The sequence below is a fragment of the Klebsiella sp. PK01 genome (genome assembly GCF_057624675.1).
The window spans coordinates 74,771-97,313 of record NZ_JBYEZM010000002.1 but is presented as its reverse complement, the minus strand read 5'-3'; the positions used below and the strand labels follow the sequence as shown (position 1 = coordinate 97,313).

The following is a 22,543-nucleotide window of genomic DNA, read 5'->3' as shown; positions in this document are numbered from 1 at the left end:
ATGACCAAAAAAATCAAATCCAGATATCGCAATGAATTAACCGCCTTTGAGTTCCTCAGGGCCAACCCGGATATGACGTCCGGCGAAATAGCCGAAGCAATGGGGCGTAGTGGCAGTTCTGTCAGTGGACAGGTTAAGCAGCTGGCGGGGACCGGACGAATTGTCCGGACGGGCACTAAAGATGGTTCCCCTACGTGGAGAGTTAACGATATGCCGTTTGGCTGCGGTAATCCTATGCGAATGAGATTTGAACAGTTGCTACAGGCGCATCGTAAGAAATGTGAGGAGCGAGCAGCATGACCGATATCAACAGACTGATTACTAGCATCAAGCGCCGCACAGCCCATGCTAAAGAGCTTGGCCACGATGTTCTTTTTGTAAAGCTAGAGGACCTTGATGTGCTGGTAGAAGCGTTGGAGAAGGTTCACAAGACTGTGAAAAAAGGTTAGCTATTGGCAGGAAGGAAAATGTTCTGCTCGAACGTACTAGAAGTTGTTACCAACTGCTCTACAGGTGGTCAAATGAGGCACTTGCAGATGCACACTGAGGATTCTGCAGAATATTAACACGTGATTAGGTGTAAGCACTTTTGTTGAATCGTATAGGATATTATTAACATGCTGTATTCCGTGAGGCTTGATGAAACCGAAGTAGTAGAAGATATTGAGTTGGATTTAGCAGTAAGGGCTGGAAGCATATTGTCATAAACGCTTGACTGAGAGAACAGTAACTATGAGGTTTTGACAGGGTGCGGGAGCATTATCGAGGGCATCTGTATACTATAAAATATTAGAGTAAAAAAATTTAGCAATAAGGTCATAAAAGTCTCGCTATATCAGCGAAATTTTTATGACAAAGTGTATCATTCTAACTAAGAACTAGGAAGAATGCGAAAATGTCGACGTCGTTATTACTGCTTCTAGCGCGTTTACTAAACATTGTTGAGTTAAATTTTACTGTGTATCAGAAATAAACTTGAGGGCTTATAATGTTAGATGTTAAATTGAAATTAAAGAAAAAAAGGCCTCGCCCTTCACTACAGATTACATCAGTGTCTGATTTTGTCCATCATGTTGTCAATTGGCGGCTTGATGGTTATCCACCAACCGCTTTCCGCGGACAGAGGCATTATGGATGGTATTCTGTACCTAAACTTTTACGTGATGATAATGATATTCTTAGTAGCGAAAACTTTGCTGTCAGGGATATTGTTTCATTGCATCCTGGTGAGTTTGAATCTGATAAAACTATGTTTGATCGATTGGTCAGAATGCAACATTTTGGTTTGCCCACAAGGCTTTTGGATGTAACGACGAATCCTCTCGTAGCACTCTGGTTTGCAACAGAAATGAGTAATGGTAATGAGGAGTATCATGGTGCAGTCCAGGCTTTTTTAGTGCCAAAAGACCGGCAGCGTTATTATGATAGTGATAGAGTTAGTTGCATGGCTAACATTGCGAATCTGACCAAAAAGCAGAAAGAGGAGCTAGCCTATTGTGCCGTAAATACCTCATCTATAACCGAATTTAATAAGGAGTCTATCGTCGACATCTTGGTTTTTCATATTGGGATGGAGAAGGCTCATTTCAGAAAGGTTGTAAACCCTGACGATTTATTACGTCCGGTTTATGTCAAACCCAAAATGTCTAACAAGCGAATAATTGCTCAGGCCGGAGCGTTTATGCTTTGGGGTGTAAATATTGATGCATCTACATCCGGTGATCGTTTACGACAGGATAGAATTTGGATAGATGAAGCCGATAAAGCCTCAATAAGAGATGAGCTTAACCTTTTAGGCATTAATGAGAGGACTCTTTTTCCTGAAATTGATAAATCAGCAAAATTCATAACAGATTTGTACGGGAGCAGGCGTCAGGGTTTGAGTGGAAGTGGTTTACTTTAATACTTAGATAGTGCCATTATTTTTTCCAGATATTCTGGTTGTGGAAGATGGGAGTTAAATAAAGAACCCGGCCGTATGGCCGGGTTCTTTCATTTACACCCGTCCACAATTGCAGCGCGGGATTGGAAATACACGAGCCTTCTTCGGATAGATAATGTTGCCATGTCTATCATGAATGTATGGTCTAAAATCGACCGGGCAGGTGTTTCCACATTTCGGACACGTAGTGGTGGCCATTGTGCATTCTCCTGTCACACCCCTGTACACCTGTCAGGGTTGTTTCTTGTGGGGAGAACCGATACACTCTAGCTCGTAACACTTGGGTGTGTATCGGTGGGTGTAACCTCCATACCAAGGAAGCGTTGGTAGCGCTCCCGCCCGACTAAGCCCTGTTGGTAGCAGGGCTTTTTTATTGCCTTACTGCGAACGATTTAATAATCGTTGCAATTCTTTCAGCTTCATCAATAGTTAAGTCCATCGGTAATTTTCCAACTGTAATAATCATTCCGTCCCGCACGGGAATTGGAAGATCAAAAGTTTTTATCGGTTCGGGAGTTGTTGCCGATACAGGGACTGGTTGTTTAGGCATTCTTCTCCGGCGCTTTGGCTTTGACTTCTCATTGTTAACATCGTCAACTTTGGCATCCTGAGTATTTTGGAACTCAATAAATTTCTCAATTGCTGACGCCAGGCGACTCTTGTACGAATGTAACGTTGAATTTGAAACATCCACCCCTGAGGACTCACAGTATTGCCTTATTGCCTCATCTACATCCAAATCTCTGATATCTTCATCAAAATCAGGTGTGTAGGTTGCTAACAATCTTAGGGCTGACTCCTTAAGATTCCTAGCTGTCGCTTCAGTAACGATGTTCAACTGAGGTAGCCGTTGTAGAAACTCTTCGAATCTCTCATAGCTATAAATATCTTCCGGCATGTGCCACCCCCTCTTAATCAATAAAGTGTAAAATACATCGTTCGCAATAGACAATCAACTATTGATTTGTGAGTATCGTTAATTAGTTTGATTTTACTGGATTGAATGCGCGGCGCTGATTCGTTTGAATTTGCATTGATCTTTTATTTTTCTTAATAATCAGTGTGTTACTCTGATCTTTTGTTGCGCTGCATTTGAGGGGAGGCGAAGATGGGATGGGGGAAGAGGTGTTTTTGCTGAAGATTGGATCAAAATCAAAAGTTGGGCGAAGCGTTACTTTCGTATGGTCGTCTTCGGCGGCATGTATTTAGAGCGCCTAGGATGTTCATTATAATTGATAATTCACGTCACCCTGAACAAGTTGACCACATACTCGTTCTGTCCTGATGAGTAAGTCAGTTTGGTATTGTCCGAGATCGCGCACTCAATACTTCAGATAGTGAAGCGATCGGTGGGACGCCCTGGATGATGTGGACGTGAAGGGGATTTTAACGTTCCCGATCAACCGAGAAAATTACGTCGAGGAAGACCCAAATCCTGTGATTGAATCCCGACCCGCTACGGCGGGTTTTGTTTTTTTTGGGGAAAACTTCAAGTTAAACATGGGCATGTGATTAACAAAAAGTGACATCAAGGGCTTGAACATTTCACCTAACAGGTTTACTGTTTATTTATACAGTATTTGCGTAAGGAGCTAATTATGAAAGTGGAAATCACAATTGATCGTCGCAAAAAGCTACCAGAGGGCGCTGTCCCGGCATTAGAGAAAGAGCTACTGCGGAGGCTTGACCAAAACTTTAACAAGTGCAGTTTGATCATTCGCCGAACCGGTACTGATGGTCTGAGTGTGTTTGGTGGGATGGATGGGGACAAAAAGCGGGTGGAGCAAATCCTTCAGGATACCTGGGAAAGTGCTGACGACTGGTTCTATTGAGTAGAGGTCCAGTGGCTGACCTGGTTTATTTTGAGGATTTTGCTGTGGCTAAAAAACAACAAATGCCGAACACCGGCTATGTAGTAATCAGATGCGATGACGGGGTAATTGTTGCCCGTCTCACCTCTTTTCCCGTATGTGAGCGCGCTTTAATGTACCGTTGCGGTGATACTGTATCGTTTATGCCTCTGCAGCCCGATGAGATCGTGGGGACTCTCTCGCTGTTTTCGCAGATGATTGAAAGAGCAAAGGCCGGAGGGGGTTACCAGATTCCTCCGGGCTCTGTTACACTCCCGTCATAGGCCTGAACAACCTATACCTGCTGCGTCACGGAGAGAAACCATGGCGCAAACAAAATTAATATCTGATGCGGAACAGGCTGGCGATCATGTTGATGGTGCCGGTCTTTCTTCATTCCACAACCTGACACCACGACAGCAGGAAGTTTTTGATCTGCTGGTGGTATATATCAATCAGCATGGCTACCCGCCGACCGTTCGGGAACTGGCCGGGCTTCTCGGCGTTAGCTCACCGAATGCTGTCGCTTTGCACCTTCGTGCGTTACATAAAAAAAACTTCATAAAACTATCTCGCGGTGTTTCCCGTGGGATTTCTGTCGTCGGAAGAAAGGAACCGGTACTTGCCGTGCAGCTGCTGCAAGAAATTATCGCTGACGAACCTGGGGCGCGTGATCGGGCGCTGGAGTTCCTCCGAGTGTACGAGGACCGGCCATGAAGAAAAGCTGGTTTCTCCATGAACAACTTTCAGAGTCTCAGGCTCTGGAGCTGGAGGAACGCTACCGGAAAAAGAATTGTCCGGTTGAGAAAAGCCTGTCGAGCGACTTTATCTCATGGGAACTCCGTGTGCTGTTGCCGGAATCCAGCAAGCCACCGCGCGTTAACAGAACCTACACACAAAAAATGTGGAGGGAGTGATGCGCGCATTATTAAATGTTGATGTTGCCCGGCACCTGGGAATTGTGTTGCTTAAACCCGGTAAAGAGTTGATGTCTTTATTCAGTGGTGGGCGCGTGCTGGTGGAGACTCTGCCAGAAAAAATGAAGGCTCTCCCAAGCGGGCGCATTCCTGACGCCGGGCAACCTTTACGAGATGATCCCGAAATTCGCCCATTCTTTATGAAAGAGCGAGTGGTGAGGGCTGCTGGCGGGGTGAATGGTCTCGAATCCTGGTTGCTTCAGAGGGTCAAGCATTGCCAGTGGCCACATTCTGATTATCACCATTCAGAACTGGTAACGTTCCGGCATTCAACCGGGGCAATCGTCGCATGCTGGCATTGTGATAACGAGCTGAAGTACCAGACCGATCAAACCCTTGATAGGCTGGTAGGTATCAATAACGCAGATTTGGTAATCGATGCTGCCCGTATCGCACTGGGATTTGACCCCGAACGCTCCCTGTCACTTGCTGAATTGTGCTGGTGGGCTGTCAGCGTTGGAATAGGGGACGAAATCACAGAAGAGATGGCGCGCCGTTCCCTCCGGCTTAAAGAAGAGGTTTTCCAGTCAGTCTACAAAGAAAGCGAAATCGTCCCATCGGTGCCGGCCACCAGCATTCTTTCCCCGCTTGTTGCTAAGGTTGCCAGGCATCCTGAACCACCAGCCCCGATAAAACCAGAGGTGCCAGTGGTTGTTGATCCCGTGGCGCCAGCCACTTTATTCACCAGACCTAAACGGATCCGCTGGGTGTCAGATGGTTTTATTTCCTGGGTAAAGACTCAGCCATGTATGTGCTGCGGTCAGTCTGCCGACGATGCGCATCACCTTATAGGATGGGGGCAGGGCGGCGTTGGTACCAAGGCACACGATATTTTTACGATCCCTCTTTGCCGTAAGCATCACCGGACGCTTCATCACGATCCAGTTGCTTTCGAGCGTGAGTACGGCACTCAGCCGGAATTGATTATTAAGTTGCTGGACCGGGCCTATGCACTCGGCGTTCTGGCGTAAGGAGAAGAACATGATGACACCGCGTCAACGCCGACAGTACAACGCAGGATTACAAACCGTAGCCGCAGCCCCGCGCAAAAGCTGGTTAGGTCGGTTCACCCCTTTGAGCGGCATTCAGTCGCCATGGATTAAATCACTGCTTACAGTCTGGGGGGAGGGCATGCGGGGAAGTCCTTCACCACGTAAACCGACAGGTCATTCATGCTGGCGCGGCCTCAGGGCAGAGCGATGGTCGGATAAAGCAATGGAGCGTTTTACAGCGGCGATTGAGCAAGCCAGGAGTGAAGGGTTCCGGGGGCAGCAGGCATTAAACCGGGCACACGCTATTTTATGGCCTCAGCCTACCACCAGCGCGATAGACTCAGCTATGCGTGAGGATGACGTAACATTTATGGAAAAGTGCGTGCTGTCTGCATTTGAGACTGATGATCCGGTTTATCTGGTGGGGGTTAACTATTACACCACACGTAAAAAAATCTCTGATATTACCCGTGAGCTACAGCTGGTGGCACCGTGGCTGACGGACAGCGAAGCCAGAAAGCGAATGCGCTGGTGTCTGGAAATATTCAGAGCAAAAGTCTTTCTTTCGGTCTGGCGTGAAATTCATGGGAATTAGCAAAAAGTGCTATAAATTCATCTCAATGTTGAAAACGGGCCAAAAAATTAGATAATCCATTCATGCTTGGCAGAGCTGCGCCACTAGGCAGCGACAAAAAGCGACAATTTGACTATATCGAGAACCCCGCCGGCGCGGGGTTTTTGCTTTCCGGCGATACGACAGGGGTATTCGCGAGATGCATTGCATCAGTACCCCTGTCATATCGTCGTAATTACTAGATTATTTTTAAACAAATAGCTAACCCGGCTTTTGTTTCTGCTGTGTTAGGTTTGCCTGTCGGTGAATTTCCCTGTGCGGCTGAGCGTTCAGTTACTGTAAACATTCTCCATATTTCCTTGTCAAACGCGGGTCAGTTTGCTGGCTGATTCACCGGGAGGCACCCGGCACCATACCGCCCTATAGAAATACAGAGCATTTTTAATCCTGCTCCCCGCTGTAGTCCGTCATATACTGCTTAAAAGCATTAGGAGGCGGATATGGAAGAGGGGTTTTACTGGATTCAACATAGCGGCATTTCTGAGATTGCGTATTTCACCAATGAGATATTCCAGGATGTCAGAACAGGAAGTGACGTTATAGGCGTTTGGAGCCTGACCAGGAGTGATGACATTTGCCATGATGAAGAAGTAGTAATTCTGGCTGGTCCTCTTCGATATCCCGATTAAACCGGTTACAAGCCTCGTTATGACGCGGGGCTTTTTTACATCCGCGCCACGTTCGGCGTATTTCAACCACAGAGCTTTTAACGCGATATTATTTAAGCTTGCTTTTGTTACATTGGGGAGACAATTGTGATCTCACTCATGAGTTTCTCAATGGCTGAAATGTTGTCCTGATGACGAAAAAAGTTGTATAGATTCACTGCCGAACTTTCTGGAAGCAATTTTTTAAGCGAATGTATATCTGCACTTTGAATGGCTCTCAGGTTATTGAACTTACCAGCAAGAGAGTAGGCCGAATGCTCTTCTATACCATAGATACCGAATGCAAATAGTAGTCTGGTGAGTGTTGTGTTTCGTGCTTGGTGAATTCCATTGACCAGAATCTGGGCCTGTTTCGGTCCACACTGCGGAAGGCCGCAAAGTTTGCCTGCAGTCAAGGAAAATACATCATGTGGTGTATTGAGATACGCTTTCGACACTAACTGTTCCAGTGTCTTCTCGCCTAATTGCTCCACATGCACACCTCTAGGCTCGAAGAAGCGGAGGCAAGAAGCATAACTGTCTTGTGAGCAGAGTAATCCATAAGATTCTTGGGTGCTTGTTAAGAAAATACTCATGATCTTGTTTCTTTTTTTAATAAGAGAGTTATTTGTACCAGGGCTCTATCCAGTGCCCCGGTGATTAAGAATTAGCTTTTTAGTTCATGGCGTGCTGCTTCAGCCAGGAAATGGCTTCTGTCACGATAGCTAGCGTTACCCTTTACGGCATTGTCGATGCGCTTAATCAGTGTATCAGGCAGTGAAATATTGATACGTTGTGGTTTGCCTTCAAACTCAGACAAATCAACTTCAACCATGAACCAGCTGTCAAAGTCCTTATATTCTGGGTTAGCTGCATACACCATGTAACCGGCGTCTTTGATTTCATCGACGCTGCGCCCGGCATCTTCGATCAGACACTCAACGCTTAAGAGAATGGCTTCTTTAACCATTGGCGCGATCTGGTCCTGTGTATCAGCGGCGGAGAAGCAACCCATCTCATAAGCTGAAAACGCAGGAACAATCATACCGTAGGCGGTGTTTTCATCTTTTGGCGTTTCGACGCCCACTGAAAAGAACATAGTAACCTCCAAAGGTGGCGGGGATTAGATCCCCGCCGTTTTCTTGATGGATTTGATGGTGCCGATCGGTAGGTTGCCCTTAGGGTGTGGAACCGGGAATGTTTTTCCCGTTATCGGCGACCACCATATCTGGTGACTGCCTTTCCCTTGCCTTTTGAGTTCACATCCGGCGGCTATCAATTCCTTTATCAGGTCAGTCGATTTCATATTCCCTCCTGGCCTGATTCTTATTATACACACCAATACACACGAGGCAAGGGTTTTGTGTGTATTGGTGTGTTTTATTTGAATTCAATATTAATTTACCTGCCTTGCTGGTGGGTTATTCCCTTAATCAGGCTCACGGGAATCATCATTGATACGGTTTGTTGATAAATCAGCCCGATGAGCCTGACCCCTTCAAACACACGCACAGCACCCGCACACAGCGAGGTGAGAGTATGTATCGCATGGACAAACTAACAACTGGCATTGCCTATGGCACATCAGCTGGAAACGCCGGGTTCTGGATGCTTCAGATGCTGGATAGGGTCAGTCCATCACAATGGGCAGCCATTGGCGTACTTGGCAGCCTACTTTTCGGCTTGCTTACGTACCTGACAAATCTGTACTTCAAAATTAAAGATGACCGGCGCAAGGCGGCACGGAGTGTTGATGGGAAATAAAGCGAAACTTAGTGCCGCTATGCTGGGGCTGATTGCTGCTGGTGCTACTGCTCCGCAACTCTTTGATCAGTTCATCAGTGAGAAGGAAGGCAACGCGCTGGTAGCTGTTGCCGATCCGGGCGGCGTCTGGTCGTTATGCCACGGTGTGACGGTCATTGGTGGTAAGCGTGTTGTGAAAGGCCAGACTGCAACCGAGGCGCAGTGTAAAAAGATTAACGCCATCGAGCGCGACAAAGCGTTGGCATGGGTGGATCGTAATATCCATGCTCCACTGACACCGCCGCAGAAAGTCGGCATTGCCTCATTCTGTCCGTATAACATCGGCCCTGGTAAATGTTTCCCGTCAACGTTCTATCAGCGGATTAACGCCGGAGACCGTAAAGGTGCGTGCGAAGCGATTCGCTGGTGGATTAAGGACGGTGGAAAGGATTGCCGCATACGCTCTAATAATTGCTATGGGCAAGTATCCCGCCGGGACCAAGAAAGTGCGTTAACGTGCTGGGGGATAGAGCAATGAGCCGTATAACCACCATTATCTACTCCGCGATTATCTGTTTGATAGTTTATCTGGGCTGGCTTGCAAATCACTACCATACCTCCGCAACAAAATACAAAAGGCAGCGTGACGTAAAGACCCAGGCGCTGGACTTGGCGAACGCTACCATCACCGACATGCAAACCCGGCAGCGTGACGTTGCCGCATTGGATGCCAGATACACAAGGGAGTTAGCAGATGCGAAATCTGAGAATGATGCTTTGCAGCGTAAGCTTGATGCTGGTGGTCGGGTGCTCGTCAAAGGCAAGTGTCCAGTGTCTGCCACAACCCAAACCACCAGCACCGCCAGCATGGGCGATGCTGCCACCGTCGAACTCTCTTCAGTTGCTGGACGAAACGTTCTCGGTATTCGAGCCGGTATCAAGCGAGATCAATCAGCATTGATGGTTTTGCAGGAGTACATCAACACGCAGTGTCAGAAATAAATTATTTATCCCTCTGAAGTTTGACAAGTGACTTTCAAGAAAATGGCCCTATGCGGGCCCTTTTAGTATCCGCAGTAAACGCGCGCCGCAATGCGCATATGACAACACCGAACCTACCCTTTGAAATGAGCCTTTGAGGAAGTCAGTTTGAGCTGGCGAGCCTTCGGTGGGCTGATTTCTATTGCGGCAAAGGTTCATCTCAAAGAAAGGTAAAAACGCCATGAATAATCTGTCAGTTATTCCAGCCTTCGACTTCAGTGAAATGGTTGTCCCATCAGGGAATAAAGTGATTACTACGTCGCTTAAAGTCGCTTGTTATTTTTGCAAAGCGCATAAAAACGTTCTTCGTGCTATCAAGCGGCTTGAAAGTGAATGTTCTCCGGATTTCAACCGGCTCAATTTTGAGCCCGTTGAATACATCGATAAAAAGGGCGAGATGCGTCTGATGTACAACATCACGAAAGATGGGTGGATGATGCTCGTCATGGGCTTTACTGGTAAATCAGCTACCGCGATAAAGGAGAGTTATATCTCCGCTTTTAACTGGATGGCTGAACAATTGAAACGACGTCTGGCTATGGGGGAGGAAATGCAGCACCGCTACGTTATTAAGGAAACTCGCTCAAAACTGAAAGGGACGATAGGCAGCCGGCTGATGAATGAACGAAAGAAAGAGAAGTATGTGTTGGCGCTGGAGCATGAACATATCATGCAGGTAACACAACCTGACTTGCTGATTTATTAATGTTAAGAGTAGTGCGACCTACATAATTAAGACTAAGCATTACAGCAGGCACTCGCTGAGTGCTGTGATAATGCCCGTTTTGACGGGCATTACAATCTTAACGATTCTCTGGATGGATACGTGCATTTAATGTTTTAATAAAATCCTCCTTTGAAATCCCTACTTGATACATCCATGTGTTTGCTCGAGCAGGTAAGAAAACCTCAAGCATTCTGCGGTAAATATCTACTGCTGGGCTGTGTGAATTACGTGTCAGTTCGTCTTTGCCGGAAAAACGGCCCATACGTTTCAGGATTCCACCAATAACGAGATATTCTGTTTCATTGTTACCGTCAAATCCTGGGAACGACAGGGATGTGTTCTCATTGAAATGTGGAATAGCCTCTGCTACTTCTGCTTTATCCTCGGCACTGAAACGTTCATAAGTATATTTAAGGATTTCGTACATATCGACAACGTCAACAAACAGTTTGACTTCCTGCGGGTTTTCTTCACCCGTGTCAAGGCTAGAGTATTGCCATGACAGAGCCCAGTAGTTGTCGGTGCTTACAGCTTCATCAATAAGATCAGGATCAAATGAATTTTCGATTTCAAGGGCACGAAAAATTTCCGTGAGCATTTGAATTTGTAATTTTTCTTGCTGAGTGTATTTCATACAATTCTTTTCCTTATAGTCTAAAAATGCCTCCAGGGCATAAATGAAGATACTGCTGCACCCTTAAGTTTCAAGACATTAATGGCCCCAGCATGACGCTGCTCTCTTTTTATTTGAGAATATCTCTTATTTTTGCGGGTCCTCCTGGCGATTCTGAACACCGAGGGGCTGGCAACACGCGGAAAAAGCCAAATTTTTGCATTTTTATCGGCCATCACCACCACTTCAATTTATTGAAACATCGGGGGAAAAATTTCTCCGGTGTCGAATTTGTTTGTTTTTTGTTCATCACTGGAGCCTTGCATGGACCATGAATTAAAGCGGCTGCAACTTAACGTCAGCCAGCTGGCTGCATTGTCCGGCGTCCATCGTCAGACGGTGTCCGCCAGATTAAAGAATGTCCGTCCGGCAGGTGGCAATGACAGTAACCTGAAGCTGTATGGCCTGACGGATGTTCTTGCTGAGCTGATGAAAATGCCTGCGCCGGTAGCGGAAGGCGAAATGGAACCGCAGGACCGAAAAGCCTGGTATCAGTCTGAACGTGAGCGTCTGAAATTTGAACAGGAGGTAGGCGAACTGATCCCGGCGTCTGATGTGGCGCGTGAGTTTGCTGAGATGGCAAAAGCCATGGTGCAGGTTCTTGAGACGTTACCGGACATTCTTGAACGTGATTGTGCGCTGAATCCTGCGGCGGTTTCCCGCGTCCAGTCGATTATCGACGATCTCCGTGATGAAATTGCCCGGAGAATCATGAGTGACGAAGAGAAAGCAGAGGAGGGCATCCCGGAGGAGGAATAATGTCGGTACAGGCCACGGCGCTGTCACTTAAAAAGGATACTGGCCAGTTGATTCAGGCACCCCGAAGGATGCCAGTTGCCGAAGCAGTGGCAAAATTTATGCGCGTACCGACGTCCGGTGGTAACTCGGTACCGTGGGACCCGATGGTAGCGCCGTATGTTCTGGAACCGATGAACTGTCTGGCGTCCCGTGAATATGATGCGGTGATATTTGTCGGTCCTGCGCGAACGGGGAAAACTAACGGCCTGATTGATGGCTGGGTGGTTTACAACATTGTCTGTGATCCGTCCGATATGCTGTTGGTGCAGATGACACAGGACAAAGCGCAGGAGCATTCGAAAAAGCGTCTTGCCAGAACGTTTCGCTGCAGCCCCGAAGTCAAAAAATGTCTCAGCCCCAGACGAAATGACAATAACGTACATGACAAATATTTCCTTTCAGGTAGCTTCCTGAAAATCGGCTGGCCCTCCATTAACGTCATGTCATCGTCGGATTTTAAATGTGTGGCGCTGACGGATTACGATCGCTTCCCGGAAGATATTGATGGTGAGGGCGATGGCTTTTCTCTGGCCTCCAAACGTACTACCACCTTTATGTCCGCCGGGATGACGCTGGTGGAAAGTTCCCCCGGTCGGGATATCCGTGACAGTAAGTGGCGTCGCCAGTCACCCCATGAGGCACCGCCAACAACCGGGATCCTGTCTTTATATAACCGCGGCGATCGTCGTCGCTGGTACTGGCCATGTCCGCACTGTGGGGAATATTTTCAGCCGGCAATGGAGGCTATGACCGGCTACCGGGATGAACCGGACCCGGTTAAAGCCAGTGAGGCGGCGCACCTGCTTTGTCCGCACTGCAGCGGCATTATCACCGCCGATAAAAAACGTGAGCTTAACGGCGTCGGGATCTGGCTTCGTGAGGGGCAGAGTATTGATCGTGACGGTGATATTTCCGGCGAGCCGCGCCGTTCACGAATTGCCAGTTTCTGGATGGAGGGCCCTGCGGCTGCGTACCAGACCTGGGCTCAACTGGTCTATAAACTGCTGACCGCTGAACAGGAATACGAGGCCACGGGCAGTGAAGAAACCCTGAAAGCGGTGATTAACACCGACTGGGGATTACCGTACCTGCCGCGGGCAGCCAGCGAACAGCGACGCGCTGATGTCCTGTTGCAGCGGGCGGAGGATTACGGTAAGCGCCTGGTACCGGCTAAGGTGCGTTTCCTGCTGGCGGCTGTCGACGTTCAGGGCGGCAAAAAGCGCCGTTTCGTCGTGCAGATTATTGGCTACGGCGAAAACGGTGAGCGCTGGCTGGTGGACCGTTACAACCTCCGCCAGTCCCTGCGTTGTAATGAGCATGGTGAGGCAGAGCCGATCCATCCGGGGGCCTATCCGGAGGACTGGCAGTTGCTGGTCTCCGATGTTCTGGAAAAAACCTATGCGCTGCAGTCTGATCCGGTGCGGCGTATGCCAGTGCTGGCGATGGCTGTCGACAGTGGCGGTGAAGAAGGTGTGACCGATAACGCGTATAAATTCTGGCGCCAGTGCCGGCGAGATGGACTGGGTAAGCGTGTCTACCTGATCAAGGGCGACAGTGCAAAGCGCCAGAAAATCATTACTAAAACCCACCCGAATAATACCGAACGCAGTGACCGCCGGGCAGATGCCCGCGGCGAGGTGCCGGTGTATCTGTTGCAGACCGATCTGCTTAAGGACCAGCTCAGCAACAACCTGGACAGGGAAACACCCGGAGCCGGGTATATCCATTTTCCTGACTGGCTGGGCGAATGGTTTTATGAAGAACTGACCTACGAAGAGCGCGGTGTTGACGGTAAATGGCGTAAACCCGGTAAGGGTGCCAACGAAGCCTTTGACCTCTTCTGTTATGCCCACGCCGTGGCGGTCCTGCGTGGATACGAAAAAATCCGTGACTGGGAAAAACCGCCAGCATGGGCTGAGACGCAGGATATGAATCCAAATATTTTTGAAGGGGAACGACCCCGGGAGATAACCGTGAAAAATACAAAAGCCGCTCAGTCGCCTGTTCCGGCTGAGCCTGAACAGAAAAAAGATCTGTCCGGCAGCTGGCTGGGGTCTTCCGGTAAGGGAGGCTGGTTGTGACAAAAGAGGATCTCCTAAAAACGCTGATGATGGTGCGGCAGGCCTATCAGGACTCCCTTGACGGCAAAAGTATCTCCTTCACTGGCGTGAACGGTCGCGCCATTACCAATCACGATCCGAAAGCGCTGCGCGAAGAGCTTGATTACTGGGAGCGACGCTGGCGGGCAGCCAATAACCGCGGTGGTTCGTACAAACTCGCTAAATTTCTGTAGGGCGTCTTATGGGCATTCTTGAAAGAACACTGGGGGCCATTTCCCCCGGGTGGGCAGCGGCACGCGCACGGGATCGTCTCCGGCTTAATGCGTATGAAGCGGCAAACCCGTCGCGTCTGCACAAAGCGAAAAAACAAACCCAGTCTGCGGATACCGCTGTGTTTGCAGCGGGTCAGTCCCTGCGGGAGCAGGCCCGGTGGCTGGATGAAAACCATGATCTGGTGATTGGCCTGTTCGACAAAATGGAAGACCGGGTAATTGGTGCCCACGGCATCCATGTCGAGCCTCAGCCTCTCGATCTGGAGGGCAATCTTCATTCTGATTTTGCCGGGCAGCTTTCCGCGCTCTGGGCGGAGTGGTCTGTGCGTCCTGAGGTAACCGGGATGTTTACCCGTCCTGAAGCCGAGCGTCTGTTATTACGTTCAGCGCTGCGTGACGGCGAGGTGTTCACGCAACTGGTCAGGGGGAATGTGCCGGGCCTGCAGTATGCCACCTCCGTACCGTTCTCGCTGGAAATGCTTGAAGCGGATTTTGTGCCGTTCAACCTTAACAGCACCGCAGGCCAGCAGATTCGCCAGGGCATCATTGTGAACGACTGGGGGCGTCCCGTCGGGTACCGGGTTTACAAATACCACCCGGCAAACATGACGCGCTTCAGTGCTGAACTGAAAACGATCTCCGCTGACAACATGCTTCACCTGGCACAGCGTAAGCGCCTGCACCAGCTACGTGGCATCAGTCTGATCCATGGGGTGATTACCCGCCTTTCTGATATCAAAGACTATGAAGAGAGCGAACGCGTGGCGGCACGAATTGCTGCTGCGCTGGGCTTCTATATCAAACGCGGTGATGCACAGTCGATGGGCGATGAGGGGGAGTTTTCTGCGCCCGGCGGCCAGCGCCATTACGATATCGCGCCAGGCATGATTTATGACGAACTCCGCCCCGGCGAAGACCTCGGCATGGTGGAGTCAAACCGCCCTAACGTCCATCTCTACGAATTCCGCAACGGGCAGATGCGGGCTGTGGCCGCCGGTACACGCGGCAGTTACTCCAGCATTGCCCGCGACTATAACGGCACTTACAGCTCACAACGGCAGGAACTGGTGGAGAGTTTCGAAGGGTACAACGTTCTGCAGCAGTGGTTTGTCGGCCAGCACAGCCGCCCGGTTTACCGGGCATGGCTGGCGATGGCGTTACTGAGTGGTATCGATGTCCCGCCGGATGTGGATCCCAAATCCCTCTATAACGCGCTTTATCTCGGCCCGGTCATGCCATGGATTGATCCGGGCAAAGAGGCAACTGCGTGGAAAGCGATTGTACGGGGTGGTGCAGGTACCGAGGCGGAGTGGACGCGCGCCCGTGGCCAGAACCCTCAGGAGGTTAAGCGCCAGCGTCTGCGGGAAACTGAATTCAACCGTCAACACGGGCTGGTGTTTGATTCTGACGCCGCCAATGACAAAGGAGCGATGCCAGATGCAACGGCAAAAACGAGCAATACCCGGCATGAGCCGGACGATGATGATTAATCCCCGGGCCAGCCTGGCGGGTGTCGATGCGGCAAACGGCCAGTGCTGGTACGAAATTCGTGCGCTGGCCGCCGGGCGCGTTGAAATCTTCCTTTATGACGTGATCGGCGGCTGGGGGATTACGGCCCAGCAGTTCGTCACTGACTGTAAAGAGGCGGGTGTATTTGAGGCCAGTGCGGTGGATTTGCATATCCACAGTCCCGGCGGCGATGTGATGCAGGGCTTTGCTATCTACAACACGCTGTCGCGGCTGAAAGCGAAGGTGGACATCTGGGTGGATGGTGTGGCGGCCAGTATGGCGTCGATGATTGTCTGTCTGCCTGGAGCCACGGTCCATATGCCGGAAAACGCCTGGCTGATGGTTCACAAACCATGGGGTGGTATCGCGGGTGATTCTGACGATATGCGCGACTATGCCGACTGGCTGGACCGAAATGAAGCCCTGATGCTCAGTGCCTACATGAACAAAACCGGACTGGGGCAGGAAGAGCTGGAGGCGATGCTGAAAGCGGAGACATGGCTTAACGGCGCCGAGGCGGTGGAAAAAGGTTTCGCCGATACGCTTGAACCTGAACTGCAGGCCGCGGCCTGTGTGAATGAAAATAAACTGAAGGATTACCAGAATATGCCAGAACAGATTAAATCCCTTTTTACGCCGCGTGCTGAAGCTCCTGTGAACCAGCCACAACAGCAGGCTCCGGTTCAGCAACCTGTGCCGGTACAGGCAAACCTTAACCCGCCACAACAGCCCGCGCCGCAGATGGCAAATATCGATATCACTGCGCTGGCTCAGCAACTTCAGCTGCAGATGCAGACGGCGAACGCGGAGCGCGTGAATGCTGTTTCTTCTGTGTTTGAGGCGTTCCCTACCTTCGCGACGCTGAAAGCGGAATGCCTGGCGGACTTTACCTGCAGTGCTGAAAAAGCCCGCGATAAGCTGCTGCAGGCCCTGGCGGCAGGCACTACCCCGAGTGCAGGTCCGGGCGCGATTCATCTCTATGCCGGCAACGGTAATCTGGTCGGCGACTCCATCCGCGCTGCGATTATGACCCGTGCCGGGTATGCCCAGTCTGAAAAAGACAATGCCTACAACGGATACACCCTGCGTGAGCTGGCGCGCGCCTCGCTGGTGGATCGCGGCATTGGTATCTCCGGCCACTCGTCCCCTCTTGCGATGGTGGGGCTGGCGTTTACCCACAGCAGCAGCGATTTTGGCAACATCCTGATGGATGTGGCTCATAAAGCCGCGCTGATGGGCTGGGATGAAGCCAGTGAAACCTTCGACCAGTGGACCCGCAAGGGTACGCTGACCGATTTCAAAACCGCGCACCGCGCAGGGCTGGATTCTTTCCCTACGCTGCGCAAAGTGCGTGCCGGAGCGGAATACAAATACGTCACCCTGAAAGATCGTGGTGAGCCCATTGCGCTGGCGACTTATGGCGAGCTCTTCAGTATCGATCGCCAGACCATCATTAACGACGATATGGATATGCTGACCCGCATTCCAATGGCGATGGGGGGCGCTGCGCGTGCAACCGTCGGTGACCTGGTCTGGGCTGTGCTGACCAGTAACCCAAAAATGTCGGACGGTAAACCGTTGTTCCATGCTGACCACGGCAACCTGGTCTCTTCTGATCTGAGCATCGAAGGGCTTGATGCCGGCCGTCAGGCGATGCTGTTACAAAAATCCGGTGAGCGCCGTCTCAATATTCGTCCGGCCTTTATGCTGACGCCAGTGGCGATTGAATCCCGCGCGAATCAGTTGATTAAATCTGCCAGCGTACCGGGGGCTGATGTTAACAGTGGCATCAATAACCCGATCCAGAACTTTGTGACGGTTCTGTCAGAGGCCCGCCTGGATGACAGCAGTCCGACAGACTACTACCTGGCAGCGGCGCAGGGCCGCGACACCATCGAGGTGGCGTATCTTGACGGTATTGATACACCCTATCTGGAGCAGCAACAGGGTTTCACCGTGGACGGGGCAGCCTTCAAGGTGCGAATTGACGCCGGTGTGGCGCCGCTCGACTGGCGCGGTCTGGTTAAAGCCACCAAAAAATAACAACCGTCATCTGACGGATTTTTTATTCCGGAGCGGCGCCAGCTGCTCTTTTTATTTCTGGAGAAAAAAATGGCAAAGAACTATCAGCAGGATGGCCGGACAATCGATTTTGAGAATGCGGGTGCTGAGGATATTCAGTCGGGTGATGCTGTGCTGTCAGGCGGGCTGGTGGGGGTCGCCCACGATATGATCCCGGCCGGTTCGTGGGGGGTACTGCACACTGCCGGTGTGTTTGTTCTGCCCAAAGCGGCGGAAGCCGTTACCATCGGACAGAAACTTTACTTCGCCGACGGGAAACTGACGGTCGCTGCGGGTGAGGCTGCTGCCCCGAATCCCCTTGCCGGCACCGCATGGGCGGCTGCTGACGTGGGGGACGACGCTATTCCGGTACGGCTGGGTTACTGATGAACCGCTTTCGTCAACGCCTGTTAAACGCGGATGCCCGGATCTCCCGGGCATTTGCGGAGGAAATTCCGGCGCTGCTTACTATCGGTCAGGAGAAACGGGCGGTGGTGGTGATTTTCGAATCGCCGGATACGCCGGTCAGCGTGCCGGGCGGCGGCGAAATTCAGGATCATGCTCCGGCCTTCAGCGCCATGACAGCGGATATTCAGGGACTCGCAAAGCACGATGGTGTGGTGGTGAACGGTATGCCGTACCGCGTGACCCATGTCGGGACGGATGAAGAAGGGCGGACGCGGGTGACGCTGGCCTACGGTGAGCCGGGTAAGCCACAGCCGGAAATCGACAAGTGGAGTTGATATGTCCCGTGAAACCAGACTGCGGCGGGATTTGCCCGTCGATATCGATGTTGATGCTATCTGGCGTATTGCTGAAAAAGTGGGTGCGACACAAAAGCAGTTTCGGGCGGCTTATTCCCGCGCGCTGCGGCGAACGGCGGCAACGTTACGCAAGAAGGCGATGGCTGACCTGAAAACGGGACTGGCTCCCCGCAGCCTTAATCTGGTCCGCCGTCGTCTGTTGTCATTCCGCCTTGATCGTGGGTCACAACTGGATAACTTCCGTCTCTGGTTTGGCCTGAATGCCATCAAGGTCAAAGACCTGAAGGGGCGGATTAATGGCCGGGTAAGACCCCACCACTCCCGGCGGGATAAAGCCACGGGGCGGTTTATTAAGGCGCGCCGCCAGGCTGAAAACGCGGGATTCACACCCAAAGGTAGCCTGCTGTCTCCCCGGACGTTTGAAAACGGGGAAGTGGCACGCTCCCGCAGGGAGAACCGGCGAACGGTGGTGATTCGTGATCCTGACACCCGGAGGACCCACGAGGCGGAAATCGATATTTATGAGCCGATGCTGAACTACATCGAGGATAACGCCTTTGCGGAGGCAATGGAGATTTTCATGCATCACTTTGAAAGCGATATCCGTGGCCGGGTAAAAGCAAAAATATCAGTCTGAGGGGGACAACCATGGCGGAACCTTTATTACTGGCGCAGTACCATGAGGCGGTGATTGCAGCACTGAAAAAAATCAGCTGGGTTCGTGATGCTGATGCGTATCCGGAAAAGAATATCCCGCGATTCTCCGGTCTGGTTACGCCCGCAGTGTATTTCACCATTAACAGTTGGGAGCAGGCCGGGGGAAATGAGGGGCAGCTCAATATCGGGCTGACCTGCGATCTGTTTGTGGTTGTGGATGCTGCCGGGGCGGGGATATCCAGTCCCGAAATTTTTGTCCGTACGGCGGCGGCAGACATTACCCAGTGGATTGACGGGCAGCAGTTTGGCCTGGGGTATATTGAGCCCGCGGTGTTTACGTCCGCCGAACGCGATGAATTTGATCCGCGTATGGATGATTACCTGGTGTGGCGTATCTCCTTTACCCAGTCGGCGGCCTTTGGTGTCGATCCGTTTGCGCGGCTTAATGCTCCACTTAAAGCCGCCTGGCTTGGTAAAGCGCCGGCTATCGGGCGCGCCCATGTGGACGACTACCAGCTGATTTATGAGGCAACATCCGGTGAGTGAGATTGAGGGCGATTTACAGCGGCGCCTGGCGAATCTCGTGCGGCGCGGCGTCATCCACTCCGTGAAACATGACGGCATTCCGAAGTGCCGGGTGGATCTGGGCGATATCATCACCACATGGCTGCCGCTCTGTCAGGGATTTTCCGGCGCTAACCGGGCGGATTCCAATCCGTATGCGGTGGGGGATGCGGTCACGGTGCTGTCGGAGGCGGGTGAGCTGAATAATGGCCGGGTGTTTCCCGGCTGGAATACCGGCGGGCTTCCGGTACCGGAGGGGAGCGACAGTGAACATATCACCCGCTACGGCGACGGTACGGAAATTCGTTACGACCGAGCCGCACATGCCCTGACCATCACCCTGGTAGAGGGAGGCACCTACAAAATTACCGGGAAAGGCACGCTGGACGGTCCGGTGGAAATTACTGACACCCTGACCGTGCAGGGGGTAACGCAAATTAATGCTGATACTAACGTGGCCGGAAATATCGGTGCCACACAGGAAATTTCGGACGGCGCGGGGAAAATGAGCGGCATCCGTAACACGTTTAACCGTCACGACCATGAAGAAAATGGGAACGGCGGCGGCACCACGGATGCCCCTAATCAGAAAATGTGACCTGCTTCAGCAGGTTTTTTTATGCCTGGAGAAAACGAATGGCGAATTTACATGGTGTGGAAACGATCGAACTGACATCCGGTACAGTTGCGGTCACGACGATCCAGACGGCCATTATCGGTCTGGTGGGTACCGCGCCGGATGCCTCAGCCGGAACGCTGGCAGCGGGAACCGTCGGGACGCCTATTCTGGATAACGTTGTGGAGTTTGCCGCGACGATCGCCGGCAGGGCGGGCAATGTCCTGCTGGTTGAGGCGGTAGCCGGTGTTCCTGATGCAGAAAATCCCGCCGCGGTACCGACAACGGCGGAATGGGATGCGGTGTCGTTAACGCTGACAGTTACGCTGGGTTGTGATGATAAAGGTGTACTGACGGCGACCGCTGCCGATGTGGTGGCGGCCGTCGCGGAAGTGCAGGACAGTAAAATCAGCGCGAAGGGGGACGGCACGGGGCTGGTTTCACCGTTCAGCCTTCAGCTCGCGGGTGGTGAAGATGAGCCGTTTCCGCTGAATACGCCGGTGGCCGTTGTCGGTACCACCATGCTGTCCCGGCTCGGTGAAAAAGGAACGCTGAAGCAGGCGTTGAATGAAATTAACGATCAGCGTAATGCCCTGACGGTGGTGGTCAGAGTGGCTGAAGATGCGAAAGAGGAGGCACAACGGGCTGCCGTTCTTGCCGGGATCGGTATGTTGCCTTCGGCAAAATCCGTGACCACTTATCAACCGCGCATTGTGATTGCCCCGGGCTTCAGCGAGGACGATGCCGTGGGTAAGGCGCTGGAGACGGTTGCCGGGAAACTCCGGGCTGTCGCTTATGTAGACTGCGCGTCCGGCGCCACGCTGCAGGAAGTGGTGCAGCGCCGTCAGTCCTATGGGGCCCGCGTGGAACTGTTACGTCCCCGCGTGCAGGTCAGCGATGCGTCAGGCCAGCTGGTCTACCGGCCCTATTCCGCCTTTGCGGCGGGGCTGCGTGCGCGAATCGATTACGAGAAAGGCTGGTGGTGGAGCAAGTCCAACCAGGACATCAACAACATTCTGGGTGTGGAGCAGGTTGATGAATTTATCCTGGGGGAGGAAAACTGTGATGCGAACCTGCTCAATATGCAGAACGTCTCCACCATCATCCGCCGTGCCGGCTTTAAGCACTGGGGAAACCGTCTGTGTGCCACCGATCCTCAGTGGCGTTTCGAGTCTGTTCGCCGTACCGCCGATGTTATCGAGGACAGCATTCAGGAGTCGATGCTGGAATATGTGGATCGACCGCTGGACCGGGAGAACGCCGACGACATTATTGGCACCATCAATGCGTATCTCCGCCAGCTGGTCAATCTTGGCGCGATTTTCGGTGGGCGGGCCTGGCTGGATGAGGAGCTGAATACCGCGGAAAGCATGGCGGCCGGCGTCCTCTATATTAACTATGACTTCGGTCCGAAATCGCCGACTGAACTTATCAGCCTGCGCGTCCGGGTGAATAACAACTATGCACTTGAGGAGATGCTGGCAGCATGAGCGACAAAAACACACTACGCGTCTGGACCTTCTTCCGGCAGGGGGTACGTATTCAGGGGGCGCATGAATTCACGCCGCCGGCACTGTCCATCGTCAAAACCGACCTGCGCACGGGGGCACAGGATGCGCCCACTCCCGTTGATGACGGCATGGAAGCGCTGACCTGCCAGGTGAAATTCTACGGCATCGACACGGATATGCTGACCGCGTTTGGCTTCGTCAGCGGCAACCGTCCACGTTTTACCGCTTATCAGGGGTATCTGGCGAATGGTACCGCACTGGGGACGATCGAAGAGATTGAGGGGTTTGTCTTCAACGTCACACCGGACGCCCGCGGTAATGCAAACCTGTCTGAAAATGCGGTGACGGTCGATATCGCCGTGAGCTATTACCGGCAGACCAGAGATGGCCGTGAACTGTTTGCCATCGATACCGAGCGGTTTTCGCGCCGGGTTAATGGTGTGGATGTCCTTTCCGGCCTGGCGGCAAAAGTCCGGCTCTGATCTTCCTTTCTTCTGACGGCCTG

At 51.7% G+C, this 22,543-nt stretch carries 29 protein-coding genes; 24 read left to right on the top strand and 5 right to left on the bottom strand.

What is annotated here, in order from left to right:
- The 3 genes from AC22LX_RS05605 to AC22LX_RS05595 all read left to right on the top strand — a co-directional run bounded on the left by AC22LX_RS05605 (position 1) and on the right by AC22LX_RS05595 (position 1,903).
- Positions 1–300 carry a MarR family transcriptional regulator gene (locus tag AC22LX_RS05605; protein ID WP_487333823.1) on the top strand — a complete coding sequence of 100 codons (300 nt, stop codon included), beginning with the start codon at positions 1–3 and terminating at the stop codon, positions 298–300.
- Positions 297–449: a hypothetical protein gene (locus AC22LX_RS05600; protein WP_487333822.1), complete on the top strand. Its 153-nt coding sequence runs from the start codon at positions 297–299 to the stop codon at positions 447–449. The genes AC22LX_RS05605 and AC22LX_RS05600 overlap by 4 nt, the downstream gene beginning before the upstream one ends.
- 539 nt (positions 450–988) lie before the next feature.
- Positions 989–1,903, top strand: a complete 915-nt coding sequence (locus AC22LX_RS05595; RefSeq protein WP_487333821.1) for an FRG domain-containing protein — start codon at positions 989–991, stop codon at positions 1,901–1,903.
- Between the two features lie 409 nt (positions 1,904–2,312).
- Here the strand turns inward: AC22LX_RS05595 and AC22LX_RS05590 are convergent, their stop codons facing one another.
- Positions 2,313–2,840 (bottom strand): hypothetical protein, encoded by a 528-nt coding sequence (locus AC22LX_RS05590; RefSeq protein WP_487333820.1) that lies wholly within the window; start codon positions 2,838–2,840, stop codon positions 2,313–2,315.
- 700 nt (positions 2,841–3,540) lie between these two features.
- Between AC22LX_RS05590 and AC22LX_RS05585 the strand changes: the two genes are divergently transcribed.
- The 5 genes from AC22LX_RS05585 (at position 3,541) to AC22LX_RS05565 (ending at position 6,356) form a co-directional block, all read left to right on the top strand.
- Positions 3,541–3,774 carry a DinI family protein gene (locus AC22LX_RS05585; protein WP_487333819.1) on the top strand — a complete coding sequence of 78 codons (234 nt, stop codon included), beginning with the start codon at positions 3,541–3,543 and terminating at the stop codon, positions 3,772–3,774.
- A 342-nt stretch (positions 3,775–4,116) separates the two neighbouring features.
- Positions 4,117–4,509, top strand: a complete 393-nt coding sequence (locus AC22LX_RS05580; RefSeq protein WP_487333818.1) for a LexA family protein — start codon at positions 4,117–4,119, stop codon at positions 4,507–4,509.
- Positions 4,506–4,709 carry a hypothetical protein gene (locus AC22LX_RS05575; protein ID WP_487333817.1) on the top strand — a complete coding sequence of 68 codons (204 nt, stop codon included), beginning with the start codon at positions 4,506–4,508 and terminating at the stop codon, positions 4,707–4,709. Before AC22LX_RS05580 ends, AC22LX_RS05575 begins: the two co-directional genes overlap by 4 nt.
- On the top strand, positions 4,709–5,740 hold the full coding sequence (locus tag AC22LX_RS05570; protein WP_487333816.1) for a DUF968 domain-containing protein: 1,032 nt from the start codon (positions 4,709–4,711) through the stop codon (positions 5,738–5,740). The genes AC22LX_RS05575 and AC22LX_RS05570 overlap by 1 nt, the downstream gene beginning before the upstream one ends.
- 13 nt (positions 5,741–5,753) lie before the next feature.
- Positions 5,754–6,356 carry a hypothetical protein gene (locus tag AC22LX_RS05565; RefSeq protein WP_166479891.1) on the top strand — a complete coding sequence of 201 codons (603 nt, stop codon included), beginning with the start codon at positions 5,754–5,756 and terminating at the stop codon, positions 6,354–6,356.
- Positions 6,357–7,131: 775 nt separating this feature from the next.
- On the opposite strand, the gene AC22LX_RS05560 is transcribed toward AC22LX_RS05565, so the two are convergent.
- The 3 genes from AC22LX_RS05560 to AC22LX_RS05550 form a co-directional block, all read right to left on the bottom strand.
- On the bottom strand, positions 7,132–7,638 hold the full coding sequence (locus AC22LX_RS05560) for a helix-hairpin-helix domain-containing protein (protein ID WP_487333815.1): 507 nt from the start codon (positions 7,636–7,638) through the stop codon (positions 7,132–7,134).
- A 71-nt stretch (positions 7,639–7,709) separates the two neighbouring features.
- The gene (locus AC22LX_RS05555) at positions 7,710–8,141 is read right to left on the bottom strand and encodes a type II toxin-antitoxin system HicB family antitoxin (RefSeq protein WP_139397592.1); all 432 of its coding nucleotides are present in this window, start codon (positions 8,139–8,141) and stop codon (positions 7,710–7,712) included.
- Positions 8,142–8,165: 24 nt separating this feature from the next.
- Entirely contained in the window at positions 8,166–8,348 is a 183-nt protein-coding gene (locus AC22LX_RS05550; protein WP_047043763.1) for a type II toxin-antitoxin system HicA family toxin, read from the bottom strand.
- Positions 8,349–8,581: 233 nt separating this feature from the next.
- Between AC22LX_RS05550 and AC22LX_RS05545 the strand changes: the two genes are divergently transcribed.
- The 4 genes from AC22LX_RS05545 to AC22LX_RS05530 all read left to right on the top strand — a co-directional run bounded on the left by AC22LX_RS05545 (position 8,582) and on the right by AC22LX_RS05530 (position 10,532).
- The gene (locus AC22LX_RS05545) at positions 8,582–8,806 is read left to right on the top strand and encodes a class II holin family protein (RefSeq protein WP_047043761.1); all 225 of its coding nucleotides are present in this window, start codon (positions 8,582–8,584) and stop codon (positions 8,804–8,806) included.
- The gene (locus tag AC22LX_RS05540; RefSeq protein WP_487333814.1) at positions 8,796–9,323 is read left to right on the top strand and encodes a lysozyme; all 528 of its coding nucleotides are present in this window, start codon (positions 8,796–8,798) and stop codon (positions 9,321–9,323) included. The genes AC22LX_RS05545 and AC22LX_RS05540 overlap by 11 nt, the downstream gene beginning before the upstream one ends.
- On the top strand, positions 9,320–9,787 hold the full coding sequence (locus AC22LX_RS05535; RefSeq protein ID WP_487333813.1) for a lysis protein: 468 nt from the start codon (positions 9,320–9,322) through the stop codon (positions 9,785–9,787). The genes AC22LX_RS05540 and AC22LX_RS05535 overlap by 4 nt, the downstream gene beginning before the upstream one ends.
- 220 nt (positions 9,788–10,007) lie before the next feature.
- Positions 10,008–10,532, top strand: coding sequence for a Rha family transcriptional regulator (locus AC22LX_RS05530; protein ID WP_275549330.1), 525 nt, complete (start codon positions 10,008–10,010; stop codon positions 10,530–10,532).
- Between the two features lie 97 nt (positions 10,533–10,629).
- On the opposite strand, the gene AC22LX_RS05525 is transcribed toward AC22LX_RS05530, so the two are convergent.
- Positions 10,630–11,187 carry a YfbU family protein gene (locus tag AC22LX_RS05525; RefSeq protein ID WP_275549331.1) on the bottom strand — a complete coding sequence of 186 codons (558 nt, stop codon included), beginning with the start codon at positions 11,185–11,187 and terminating at the stop codon, positions 10,630–10,632.
- 303 nt (positions 11,188–11,490) lie between these two features.
- Here AC22LX_RS05525 and AC22LX_RS05520 point away from each other — a divergent pair, with 303 nt between their 5' ends.
- The 12 genes from AC22LX_RS05520 to AC22LX_RS05465 all read left to right on the top strand — a co-directional run bounded on the left by AC22LX_RS05520 (position 11,491) and on the right by AC22LX_RS05465 (position 22,520).
- Positions 11,491–11,985: a DUF1441 family protein gene (locus AC22LX_RS05520; RefSeq protein ID WP_032723211.1), complete on the top strand. Its 495-nt coding sequence runs from the start codon at positions 11,491–11,493 to the stop codon at positions 11,983–11,985.
- Positions 11,985–14,105 (top strand): phage terminase large subunit family protein, encoded by a 2,121-nt coding sequence (locus AC22LX_RS05515; RefSeq protein WP_487333812.1) that lies wholly within the window; start codon positions 11,985–11,987, stop codon positions 14,103–14,105. Before AC22LX_RS05520 ends, AC22LX_RS05515 begins: the two co-directional genes overlap by 1 nt.
- On the top strand, positions 14,102–14,317 hold the full coding sequence (locus tag AC22LX_RS05510) for a hypothetical protein (RefSeq protein ID WP_032723207.1): 216 nt from the start codon (positions 14,102–14,104) through the stop codon (positions 14,315–14,317). Before AC22LX_RS05515 ends, AC22LX_RS05510 begins: the two co-directional genes overlap by 4 nt.
- Positions 14,318–14,325: 8 nt before the next feature.
- Positions 14,326–15,846 carry a phage portal protein gene (locus tag AC22LX_RS05505; RefSeq protein WP_487333811.1) on the top strand — a complete coding sequence of 507 codons (1,521 nt, stop codon included), beginning with the start codon at positions 14,326–14,328 and terminating at the stop codon, positions 15,844–15,846.
- Positions 15,836–17,908, top strand: coding sequence for a ClpP-like prohead protease/major capsid protein fusion protein (locus tag AC22LX_RS05500; protein ID WP_487333810.1), 2,073 nt, complete (start codon positions 15,836–15,838; stop codon positions 17,906–17,908). Before AC22LX_RS05505 ends, AC22LX_RS05500 begins: the two co-directional genes overlap by 11 nt.
- 69 nt (positions 17,909–17,977) lie before the next feature.
- Positions 17,978–18,313 carry a DUF2190 family protein gene (locus AC22LX_RS05495; RefSeq protein WP_487333809.1) on the top strand — a complete coding sequence of 112 codons (336 nt, stop codon included), beginning with the start codon at positions 17,978–17,980 and terminating at the stop codon, positions 18,311–18,313.
- Positions 18,313–18,669, top strand: coding sequence for a head-tail joining protein (locus tag AC22LX_RS05490; RefSeq protein WP_487333808.1), 357 nt, complete (start codon positions 18,313–18,315; stop codon positions 18,667–18,669). The genes AC22LX_RS05495 and AC22LX_RS05490 overlap by 1 nt, the downstream gene beginning before the upstream one ends.
- 1 nt (position 18,670) lies before the next feature.
- Entirely contained in the window at positions 18,671–19,327 is a 657-nt protein-coding gene (locus tag AC22LX_RS05485) for a hypothetical protein (protein WP_487333807.1), read from the top strand.
- 11 nt (positions 19,328–19,338) lie between these two features.
- Positions 19,339–19,893, top strand: coding sequence for a hypothetical protein (locus AC22LX_RS05480; protein ID WP_487333806.1), 555 nt, complete (start codon positions 19,339–19,341; stop codon positions 19,891–19,893).
- Complete coding sequence (locus tag AC22LX_RS05475) at positions 19,886–20,509, top strand: phage baseplate assembly protein V (protein ID WP_487333805.1); 624 nt, start codon at positions 19,886–19,888, stop codon at positions 20,507–20,509. Before AC22LX_RS05480 ends, AC22LX_RS05475 begins: the two co-directional genes overlap by 8 nt.
- 38 nt (positions 20,510–20,547) lie before the next feature.
- A complete protein-coding gene (locus tag AC22LX_RS05470; RefSeq protein WP_487333804.1) occupies positions 20,548–22,017 on the top strand; it encodes a phage tail sheath C-terminal domain-containing protein in 1,470 nt (489 codons plus the stop codon).
- Positions 22,014–22,520, top strand: a complete 507-nt coding sequence (locus AC22LX_RS05465) for a phage major tail tube protein (protein ID WP_139397615.1) — start codon at positions 22,014–22,016, stop codon at positions 22,518–22,520. The genes AC22LX_RS05470 and AC22LX_RS05465 overlap by 4 nt, the downstream gene beginning before the upstream one ends.
- The last annotated feature ends 23 nt before the right edge of the window (positions 22,521–22,543 follow it).

Coding starts and splice junctions, on each gene's coding strand:
- AC22LX_RS05605 (WP_487333823.1), top strand. CDS start 1: ATGACCAAAAAAATCAAATCCAGATATCGCAATGAATTAACCGCCTTT.
- AC22LX_RS05600 (WP_487333822.1), top strand. CDS start 297: ATGACCGATATCAACAGACTGATTACTAGCATCAAGCGCCGCACAGCC.
- AC22LX_RS05595 (WP_487333821.1), top strand. CDS start 989: ATGTTAGATGTTAAATTGAAATTAAAGAAAAAAAGGCCTCGCCCTTCA.
- AC22LX_RS05590 (WP_487333820.1), bottom strand. CDS start 2,840: ATGCCGGAAGATATTTATAGCTATGAGAGATTCGAAGAGTTTCTACAA.
- AC22LX_RS05585 (WP_487333819.1), top strand. CDS start 3,541: ATGAAAGTGGAAATCACAATTGATCGTCGCAAAAAGCTACCAGAGGGC.
- AC22LX_RS05580 (WP_487333818.1), top strand. CDS start 4,117: ATGGCGCAAACAAAATTAATATCTGATGCGGAACAGGCTGGCGATCAT.
- AC22LX_RS05575 (WP_487333817.1), top strand. CDS start 4,506: ATGAAGAAAAGCTGGTTTCTCCATGAACAACTTTCAGAGTCTCAGGCT.
- AC22LX_RS05570 (WP_487333816.1), top strand. CDS start 4,709: ATGCGCGCATTATTAAATGTTGATGTTGCCCGGCACCTGGGAATTGTG.
- AC22LX_RS05565 (WP_166479891.1), top strand. CDS start 5,754: ATGACACCGCGTCAACGCCGACAGTACAACGCAGGATTACAAACCGTA.
- AC22LX_RS05560 (WP_487333815.1), bottom strand. CDS start 7,638: ATGAGTATTTTCTTAACAAGCACCCAAGAATCTTATGGATTACTCTGC.
- AC22LX_RS05555 (WP_139397592.1), bottom strand. CDS start 8,141: ATGTTCTTTTCAGTGGGCGTCGAAACGCCAAAAGATGAAAACACCGCC.
- AC22LX_RS05550 (WP_047043763.1), bottom strand. CDS start 8,348: ATGAAATCGACTGACCTGATAAAGGAATTGATAGCCGCCGGATGTGAA.
- AC22LX_RS05545 (WP_047043761.1), top strand. CDS start 8,582: ATGTATCGCATGGACAAACTAACAACTGGCATTGCCTATGGCACATCA.
- AC22LX_RS05540 (WP_487333814.1), top strand. CDS start 8,796: ATGGGAAATAAAGCGAAACTTAGTGCCGCTATGCTGGGGCTGATTGCT.
- AC22LX_RS05535 (WP_487333813.1), top strand. CDS start 9,320: ATGAGCCGTATAACCACCATTATCTACTCCGCGATTATCTGTTTGATA.
- AC22LX_RS05530 (WP_275549330.1), top strand. CDS start 10,008: ATGAATAATCTGTCAGTTATTCCAGCCTTCGACTTCAGTGAAATGGTT.
- AC22LX_RS05525 (WP_275549331.1), bottom strand. CDS start 11,187: ATGAAATACACTCAGCAAGAAAAATTACAAATTCAAATGCTCACGGAA.
- AC22LX_RS05520 (WP_032723211.1), top strand. CDS start 11,491: ATGGACCATGAATTAAAGCGGCTGCAACTTAACGTCAGCCAGCTGGCT.
- AC22LX_RS05515 (WP_487333812.1), top strand. CDS start 11,985: ATGTCGGTACAGGCCACGGCGCTGTCACTTAAAAAGGATACTGGCCAG.
- AC22LX_RS05505 (WP_487333811.1), top strand. CDS start 14,326: ATGGGCATTCTTGAAAGAACACTGGGGGCCATTTCCCCCGGGTGGGCA.
- AC22LX_RS05500 (WP_487333810.1), top strand. CDS start 15,836: ATGATGATTAATCCCCGGGCCAGCCTGGCGGGTGTCGATGCGGCAAAC.
- AC22LX_RS05495 (WP_487333809.1), top strand. CDS start 17,978: ATGGCAAAGAACTATCAGCAGGATGGCCGGACAATCGATTTTGAGAAT.
- AC22LX_RS05490 (WP_487333808.1), top strand. CDS start 18,313: ATGAACCGCTTTCGTCAACGCCTGTTAAACGCGGATGCCCGGATCTCC.
- AC22LX_RS05485 (WP_487333807.1), top strand. CDS start 18,671: ATGTCCCGTGAAACCAGACTGCGGCGGGATTTGCCCGTCGATATCGAT.
- AC22LX_RS05480 (WP_487333806.1), top strand. CDS start 19,339: ATGGCGGAACCTTTATTACTGGCGCAGTACCATGAGGCGGTGATTGCA.
- AC22LX_RS05470 (WP_487333804.1), top strand. CDS start 20,548: ATGGCGAATTTACATGGTGTGGAAACGATCGAACTGACATCCGGTACA.
- AC22LX_RS05465 (WP_139397615.1), top strand. CDS start 22,014: ATGAGCGACAAAAACACACTACGCGTCTGGACCTTCTTCCGGCAGGGG.